This is a genomic window from Dactylosporangium sp. NPDC049140, from assembly GCF_040648435.1.
This window is the reverse complement of record NZ_JBEZDS010000002.1, coordinates 407897-410332: the sequence shown is the minus strand read 5'-3', so window position 1 is coordinate 410332 and position 2436 is coordinate 407897. Positions and strand designations below refer to the sequence as shown.

General features: G+C 67.9%; 2 protein-coding genes. One reads left to right on the top strand and one right to left on the bottom strand.

Translation table 11 applies throughout. The annotated features are described in order from the left end of the window. Positions 1–185 precede the first annotated feature (185 nt). A complete protein-coding gene (locus tag AB0B76_RS05570) occupies positions 186–440 on the bottom strand; it encodes a three-helix bundle dimerization domain-containing protein (RefSeq protein WP_360369772.1) in 255 nt (84 codons plus the stop codon). 219 nt (positions 441–659) lie between these two features. On the opposite strand from AB0B76_RS05570, the gene AB0B76_RS05565 reads away from it, so the two are divergent. Then, positions 660–2327 (top strand): cellulose binding domain-containing protein, encoded by a 1668-nt coding sequence (locus AB0B76_RS05565; protein ID WP_360369769.1) that lies wholly within the window; start codon positions 660–662, stop codon positions 2325–2327. Positions 2328–2436: the final 109 nt, after the last annotated feature.

The following is a 2436-nucleotide window of genomic DNA, read 5'->3' as shown; positions in this document are numbered from 1 at the left end:
ACCACACTCCGACGTGAAGCGACGTCCGGCGTGAACCACACTCCGACGTGAAGCGACGTCCGGCGTGAACCACACTCCGACGTGAAGCGACGTCCGGCGTGAACCACACTCCGACGTGAAGCGACGTCCGGCTTGGAGCACAGTCCGATGTGCCGACGTCCGGCGCGGGTCGGTGTTGTCGGTTGTCAGTCCTCGCTCAGCACCGGGTCGTGGAGCGTGTAGCCGCTCCCGGTCAGCCGCTCCACGACCCGGTGCCGCGTCAGTGACAGCACGTGGGTCTCCACCTCTGCGTTGCGCAGCAGTTCCTCGTACGTCTCCCGCACCAGCCGCTCCACCTCCGCGCTCGGTGCGTCCGGGAACCGCTCCCGCACGATGTCGACCTCGCGCCGTAGTGCCGTCTCGATGTCGCCCAGGTGTGCGACGCCGTCGTGTTCGGACATGGGGCACCGTCCTTTTCGTTGAGATCTTTTCAAGTTCCCCGCCGAAGTGAACGCGGAGTGAACGAGGCCAATGGCCAAATGTGCAAGTTCCACGGCCCTCCTGCGGCGGGGCGGGAGCAGAGTGGGCGCACCTTGACAGGCTTCGAAATGTTGCTCGACCCTCAGCGCAACATTTACATCCGGCCCGCCCCGACCGGACCTTCCGGAAGGAGAGCCCTGGTGAAGATCAGATCGGGTCGCCTGGCGTTCGTCGCCCTGGCGGTCGCGGCCCTGCTCGTGGGTGCGGGGGCGCTGGTCCTGCACTCCCCCGCCGCCGTGGCCGCCAGCGCCGGCGTCGAGGACGAGGGCGCCGGCTGCTCGGTGCCCGCCCTGCCCGACGCCGGCTCGCTGCCCACCAACGCGAAACTGCCCGACCCGTTCAAGAAGCTCGACGGCTCGCGGATCACCAACAAGTCGGACTGGACCTGCCGGCGCGAGGAGATCAAGAAGCTCGCCGAGAAGTTCGTCTACGGCGAGAAGCCGGCGAAGCCGCAGACGGTCAGCGGTACCGTCTCCCGAACCTCCATCACCGTCAACGTCACGAACGCGGGCAAGTCTGCCAGCTACTCCGCCGCCGTCGACCTGCCCAGCGGCACCGGTCCGTTCCCGGCCGTGTTCGTGCTTGGTGGTTTCGGCGCCGACACCGCCGCGATCAAGGCCGCGGGCGCCGCGGTCATCACCTACGACCCGTACGCCGTCGGCAAGGAAGGCACGCCCCGCACGAACAAGCAGGGCGCGTTCTACAGCATCTACGGCGCGAACAGCAGCACCGGGCTGCTCATGGCCTGGGCGTGGGGCGTCAGCCGGCTCATCGACGTAATCGAACAGTCCGGTGGCAGCATTCTGCGCGGGGATGCGACCGGAGTGACCGGTTGCTCACGCTTCGGCAAGGGCGCGTTCGTCATCGGCGCGTTCGATCAGCGCATTCAGCTCACGATGCCGATCGAGTCGGGCAGTGCGGGCGTGCCGATCTTCCGGGGCATCCCGGGCGAGGGCGCACAGAGCCTGAGCAGCGCGTACGGTGAGCAGCCCTGGCTCGGCGACGCGTTCGGCTCGTTCACGAGCAGCCCGAACCGGCTCCCGGTGGACACGCACGAAATGGTGGCGATGGTCGCGCCGCGCGGACTGTTCATCATGGACAACCCGCACATCGTCAACCTCGGCCCGAAGTCGGCGAGCGTGGCGGCCCTCGGCGGCGCGGAGGTCTACAAGGCCCTCGGCGCCGGCGACAGCATCACCTACTGGTCGGACATCCAGGACGGCAACCACTGCGCGAACCGACCGGAGTGGCGCACGCCGTTGCAACAGAACATTCAGCGGTACCTGCTGAAGACCAGCTCCGCCCCCGGTTCCTTCCACGTGTCGAGCAAGGCGTCGGGCAACCTCGCCGAGTGGCGCGACTGGACGACGCCGACCCTGGGTGGCGGCACCACGAGTCCGACGCCGTCGGCGAGCCAGTCGCCGAGCGCGTCGTCGAGCGCGTCGTCGAGTCAATCACCGAGCCAGTCGCCCAGCCAGTCAGCGAGTCAGTCGCCCAGCCAGTCGCCGAGCCAGTCCGGCGGGTCCAACGGCGGCTGCACCGCGTCGGTCTCGCTCAACCAGTGGACCGGCGGGTTCGTGGTCACCGTGAAGGTCACGGCCGGTTCGGCGCCGATCAGCGGATGGACCGTGAACACCACGCTGCCGTCCGGTACGACAATCACGAACACGTGGAACGCCACGCGCAGTGGGAACAGTTTCAGCAACGTGCAATACAACGGCAGCGTCCCCGCCGGGCAGTCGACCGAGTTCGGCTTCCAAGGGACGGGCACCGCCACCGGAACGACCGCAACCTGCTCAGCCCGATAAAAGCGCGCACGACCGAACGCGCACAACAGAGCACGCACGAACAAGCACGGACGACCGAACGCGCACGACAAAGCGCGCACGACTGAACGGGCAGGACCGAACGCGCAGG

What these genes read in the sequence shown, in the direction of transcription:
- AB0B76_RS05570 (WP_360369772.1), bottom strand. Translation starts at nt 440, where the DNA reads ATGTCCGAACACGACGGCGTCGCACACCTGGGCGACATCGAGACGGCA.